The organism is Magnetospirillum sp. UT-4, from assembly GCF_902729435.1.
Classification (GTDB): Bacteria; Pseudomonadota; Alphaproteobacteria; order Rhodospirillales; family Magnetospirillaceae; genus Magnetospirillum.
The window spans coordinates 1-5,084 of record NZ_CACVCG010000100.1; the positions used below are offsets into that span (position 1 = coordinate 1).

General features: G+C 62.1%; 6 protein-coding genes. 3 read left to right on the forward strand and 3 right to left on the reverse strand.

Features of this window, described 5'->3' with window-relative positions; translation table 11 throughout:
• Positions 1 to 131: 131 nt before the first annotated feature.
• The 3 genes from MTBUT4_RS13615 (at position 132) to MTBUT4_RS13625 (ending at position 2,063) form a co-directional block, all read left to right on the forward strand.
• Complete coding sequence (locus MTBUT4_RS13615) at positions 132 to 395, forward strand: helix-turn-helix domain-containing protein (protein ID WP_173980235.1); 264 nt, start codon at positions 132 to 134, stop codon at positions 393 to 395.
• Positions 396 to 490: 95 nt separating this feature from the next.
• On the forward strand, positions 491 to 1,147 hold the full coding sequence (locus tag MTBUT4_RS13620) for a hypothetical protein (protein WP_173980236.1): 657 nt from the start codon (positions 491 to 493) through the stop codon (positions 1,145 to 1,147).
• Between the two features lie 331 nt (positions 1,148 to 1,478).
• A complete protein-coding gene (locus MTBUT4_RS13625; RefSeq protein ID WP_173980237.1) occupies positions 1,479 to 2,063 on the forward strand; it encodes a hypothetical protein in 585 nt (194 codons plus the stop codon).
• 162 nt (positions 2,064 to 2,225) lie between these two features.
• Here MTBUT4_RS13625 and MTBUT4_RS13630 read toward each other — a convergent pair whose 3' ends face one another.
• The 3 genes from MTBUT4_RS13630 to MTBUT4_RS13640 form a co-directional block, all read right to left on the reverse strand.
• The gene (locus MTBUT4_RS13630; protein ID WP_173980238.1) at positions 2,226 to 3,218 is read right to left on the reverse strand and encodes a site-specific integrase; all 993 of its coding nucleotides are present in this window, start codon (positions 3,216 to 3,218) and stop codon (positions 2,226 to 2,228) included.
• 384 nt (positions 3,219 to 3,602) lie between these two features.
• Entirely contained in the window at positions 3,603 to 3,815 is a 213-nt protein-coding gene (locus MTBUT4_RS13635) for a hypothetical protein (RefSeq protein WP_173980239.1), read from the reverse strand.
• A gap of 345 nt (positions 3,816 to 4,160) precedes the next feature.
• Entirely contained in the window at positions 4,161 to 5,075 is a 915-nt protein-coding gene (locus MTBUT4_RS13640) for an ROK family protein (RefSeq protein ID WP_371737924.1), read from the reverse strand.
• Positions 5,076 to 5,084: the final 9 nt, after the last annotated feature.

Below are 5,084 nucleotides of genomic sequence, written 5' to 3' on the forward strand. Positions count from 1 at the left end.
TAGGACGGGCTAAGGAATGCGATGGCCCCAGCGAGAGCGAACCTCGTATCCATGGCGTCCCTTCCATGATCGCGTTAATATGAGGACTATACTACGTGGTTTAATGGTCCTCAAGGTGGTCGCCTGGGCATATGGATGTTCAGGCGCTCGTAGCTTGGAATTTGAGGCGACTTCGTGTTCAACGAGGGCTGTCACAGGAGGCGTTGGCGGTCGATGCTGAGATTGACCGAACCTATGTGTCCCGGCTTGAGCGCGGTCTTGAAAATCCTACCGTGGCAGTGTTGGAGCGTATCGCGCTTGCCGTTGGGGCGGATGTTCAAGAATTTTTCGTGCGGCCCCGTGACGGTGAAGAGCCACCACCGACGCTGCCAAAGGGGCGCAAGGCGCGACGTTGAGAGAACGAGGGAGAGGTCCGGCGATGAAAGCCGTAGGGTATGGTGCCATTCGAGGCCCCGCACCGGTTGGGGGACTTCCCGAGTCACGGGCTGCGATGGAAATCGTCGGCGGTATAGCCCGCACCCTATCCGCCAAAAAAATGAACATGCTGGAGCGGCACTGGGACCGGTACACCAGCGCTGAGGTCAATTTGTTCCTTCGTCCACCGTTTCGAAACGCCGTTGCGCAGGCAATCGAAAAAGATGCCGCTTTGGTTGTGTACGATCTTTTCAAGATGCTGGGGCTCATCGCCGACCAGGACAAGGCCATGGCCTGTCTTCGTGACCTTTGCGCGCTACCGATCAAGGTCTACGATGGCAAATTGATTCAGTGCCTTCAGGACATGAGTGAGGACCGTCGAACGGGACTGCTGATCAACGCGCTGGCATCCAAGCGGGGCCGGAAATTCGGCAAACCACAGGCGATTCCGGATCGGAATCCAACCCAGCGGGCACTCCAGGCGGCTGAGAGGGTACGTCAGCGCCATTCGGATGATTCCGCGCGACGGACCGAATCATTAATAGATGCCATCCTGTTCGAGGTTGGCCGTGATGTCGGGAATGCCGAAATAGCGAAAAGGCTCAACGACCAGGGCTATAAGACAGCCAGAGGTGGAATGTGGAAGGCAATTTCCGTTCAGCGTGTCCGCGAGCGTGCTCGTAGGCTGGCGGTGGCGACCATCACGGAAACGCCCCAGGCGGCTTCTGGCTGACGTTTGCTTGAAAGCGCTCTACGGTAGCGGCCCCACGTCCGCACCACGCCAGCGACCGCCGGATTGGCGGCCAGCACCATTGCCGTGACCGAGAGCGCCCCAGTCAATTTGGCCACTGCAAGGAGGATTTCGACGGCAGGGCGCCGACGGTGTGATCATGCGATCCCCTAGAATATCTCCCGGCTGACGGATTGCGCCAAAACCATCGAACCGCAGTCGCGGCAAAGCTCTGGCCTGGTGCAGGTCCGGGCATCTTCCGAAATTGTCGTCTTGGTTATATGTTATATATCTGGAGTTCTCTTACGTTCTCATTCTTCACCACGGGATAGGCATGACCTCCGATCCGGGAAAGGCCGTCAACATTCCACGTCGCTGGCGGGACGCCGACGCAGCGACCCGGCTTTGGATCTACGCCCAGGCGATCCGAGAGTTGGGAGAACCGCTGGTTTTCACCCTGATCTTCACCTGTACGGCCCAGGACATGATGAACGATGCTGAGGTGCATGCGGTACGGTACCTTGCCCAACGATTTCGTCTTCATCTGCCCGGCATCCCCTATGTCTTCGTCGCGGAAATGGACAAGCAGGGTCGGCTCCATATCCATGGGCTGGTTGCCGCCAAAGGGCTTGCTGCCGGCGAAATCCAGACCGGTCTCAAGAGGATTGTGGGCGACCGACGCAAGGTGAATGGCAATCAGAGCGAGCGGTTTCTGTATGACTGCATCTCGGTTGAGGTCAAGCCGCCCAACTGGGAAGCCGAATGCGGCGGACGATATGGCGTCTTCGGCTGGGCCAGCTACATGGGTAAGGATATTGACGCCACCCGTACAGCTCTCGGTGCAAAACCTATATCCCGCTCGCGGAGCGTGTTCGACAAGGCCCAGGAGATATTCTCCGACATCGCACAATACCATTAAAACAATGGTGTTGTGCTGACTGTCCCTCATCCAAGGACGCCCTGTCGAACAGCGCGGCTGAATCGCGATCCGGGTCGTGTGTACCACCATTTCCTAGGACTTCGCTCATTGAAGCAGGACACCCCGCCCACCGACGGGGCGGGGTCTTTGATCTGTCCTGGTTCACCCGAGCCGCAGTGCGAGGTCCTCGGCTCGCAGGTGGGTGTAGCGCTTCAACATGCTCAGCGTCTTGTGACCCGAGATTGCGCTGACCTCCATGACATCGAACCCCTTCTCGAACAGGCGCGAGACCCCTTCGTGACGGAGGTCATGGAAATTCATATCCCGGAGACCGGCACGGGTACGCAACCGCTCCCAAGCCAACCGAACCGCATTGGGGCTGACACTGAACACGACGTCAGGGTGGCGGTCTGGACCATCATGCAAGCCCTTCAGGGTTGCTACCGCGACCGACGACAGCGGGACATCGCGGCTCGAACCGTTCTTGGTGATGGGCAGGTGAACGACACGCCTATCAAGATCGATCTCATCCCATCGCATCGACAGCAGCTCCCCCCGACGCATCCCGGTTTCGATGGCGAGCACCACCATGGGCTTGAGCCACGTGATGCGACCGCGCTCGCACGCGGCCATCAGACGCTGCTCTTCGTCACCTTCGAGACGTCGATCCCGACCTCGGCTCACCGCAGGGCGACGCACCAACTTGCAGGGGTTCATGGGAAGATAGATGCCCCAGTCTTTCATCGCTGTGTCCAGGGCGTGGCTGATGGTGTTGATTTCCCGCACCACCGTTGCGGCGGCGACAGCCTTCAGGCGTTCATCCCGGTACGCGCATAGGTCTGCACTGGTCAACAAGGCCAGGGTCCGGTGCATGATGTCCCTCTTGAGCATGGCCCTGATGCGGGTGGTCTCGACGGCGGCGCCGCGCTTGGTCGGCGTGACTTCAGCAAGATAGCGGGTCATCAGCTTCGACAGCGTCAAAGTCTCGGCCGGCTTTGTATCGGGGAGATAGGCGCACCGATCAATCTCGGCCTCAAGATCGCGCGCCCATTTCTCGGCGTCGTTTTTCCTATCGAAGCTTTTCGAGCGTGGCTTGATGCCCTTGCGACGCACCATCGCCTGCCAACGTCCACGAAGTTTTCTGATCGTAGCCATATCAACTGTCCTCATCGGTCAATTTCGATGAGTCAATTCTTGGACGGGAAACATCAGGGGCCAAGGGTAAGTCCAGCGGATGCGCCGGGTTTGTGCCGCGAGTGATATTCCCGCCACTGGCAGATTAAGTGGTGAAACGGGAAAGTCGCAGGCCGCCAGGATTTCTTGGTCTATGGAATTTACACTGGCGGGAGCCTTCGGAGGGCAGCGCTCTATCCAGCTGAGCTACGGCTGCGCATGCGATCACGGACGATCGGAGAGGGGCGGACAATACTGGATTTCTGCGGGTCTGGGCAACCCCCTTTGTGGAGGGGATGGCCGCGTCCCGATGAGAACGGAAGGGGTCCGTCTGTTGCCTTTTGCCAGATATTGCCATGAGGGCGGTCACGAGCCGGTCTTGTTGCGTTCGTCGGCGGGCAGCATGCGCACGACGGCGGCGCGCATAGCCTCTTCCTGGGGTTTGATGTAGTGGCGGTCGGTCACGGTCGAGCCGAGGGCGTGACCCATGAGCGCCTGAAGCACGCGGGGGTGAAGCCCCTGTTCGCCATGCCACGTCGCAAATGCCTTCCGTAGGTACTCCGGCTTGATGTCCGGCACCGGTTTGCCGTTGCGAACGCTTTGCGTATGTTGTTGCGTGCCTTCTCGGGGTTCACCGTGCTGGGGAAGACACGTCAGTCATGGATGAGAAGCTGCGTTCTGAAGTCGGGGCTGTAGGGCGGCAGGAAATGCAACTCCGCCCCGGCGCCAGCGGCTCGCCCATTTGATCGCCGTCGAGGCGGCTACTCTAGATGCGGCTGGCCATCGGATCAATGGAACTACCCAGATGAACGCAGGCGCCTGACGGCGCGCACAGATGGACTCAGATGGTAGATGGCATCTGCGTTGATCTTCGCCAATCTGCGTTCATGTGTGTTGCCATGACTATTCGCCTGAGGTGATCCATCACCCCGGCCACAGCCACGCCGCGCCGCGTACGCCCGACGAATCGCCGTGGACCGGCGGTGCCAGGCGGGTGGCGACGGTGTCCGAGAAGACATGGGCGCCCCACAGGCGCGGCACGTTCGCATACAAGCGGGCGATGTTGCCGAGCCCGCCGCCCAGCACGATGACCTCGGGGTCGAGGATGTTGATGATTGCGGCCAGGGCGCGGGCCAGGCGGTCCTCGTAGCGGGCCAGCACCGCCGCGGCGTGGTCGTCGCCGGCCTCGGCGCGGGCGACGATGTCGGCGGCGGAGACGCCGCCGCCGTACTGGCGTTCCAGCGCCGGACCGCACAGGAAGGTTTCGACGCATCCCGCCCGGCCGCAATAGCAGGGCGGCCCCGGCAGCTCGTCGGGCTGCGGGGCGGGCAGGGGGTTGTGGCCCCATTCGCCGGCGATGGCGTTGGGGCCGGCCAGCGGGCGGCCGTGCACCACGATGCCGGCGCCCACCCCGGTGCCCAGGATCACTCCGAACAAAGTCGCCGCCCCGGCGCCGGCACCATCGGTGGCCTCGGACAGGGCGAAGCAGTCGGCGTCGTTGGCCAGCCGCACCGGCCGGGCCAGCGCCTCGGACAGGTCGCGGTCGAACGGCTTGCCGATCAGCCAGGTGGAATTGGCGTTCTTGACCAGGCCGGTGGCCGGACTGATGGTGCCCGGGATGCCGATGCCGACGCTGCCGCGGCGCCCCAGCTCGGCCTCCAGTCCCTCGACCAGGGCGCGGATGGTGCGGACGGTGCCCCCGTAGGACCCGCGCTCGGTGGCCACCCGGCGGCGCGCCAGCTCGGCGCCGGACGCGCGGTCCAGCGCGATGGCCTCGGTCTTGGTGCCGCCGAGGTCGATGCCGATGCGAAGGCCGAGCGCGTCCATGGCGGGAAGCATAGCACGGCA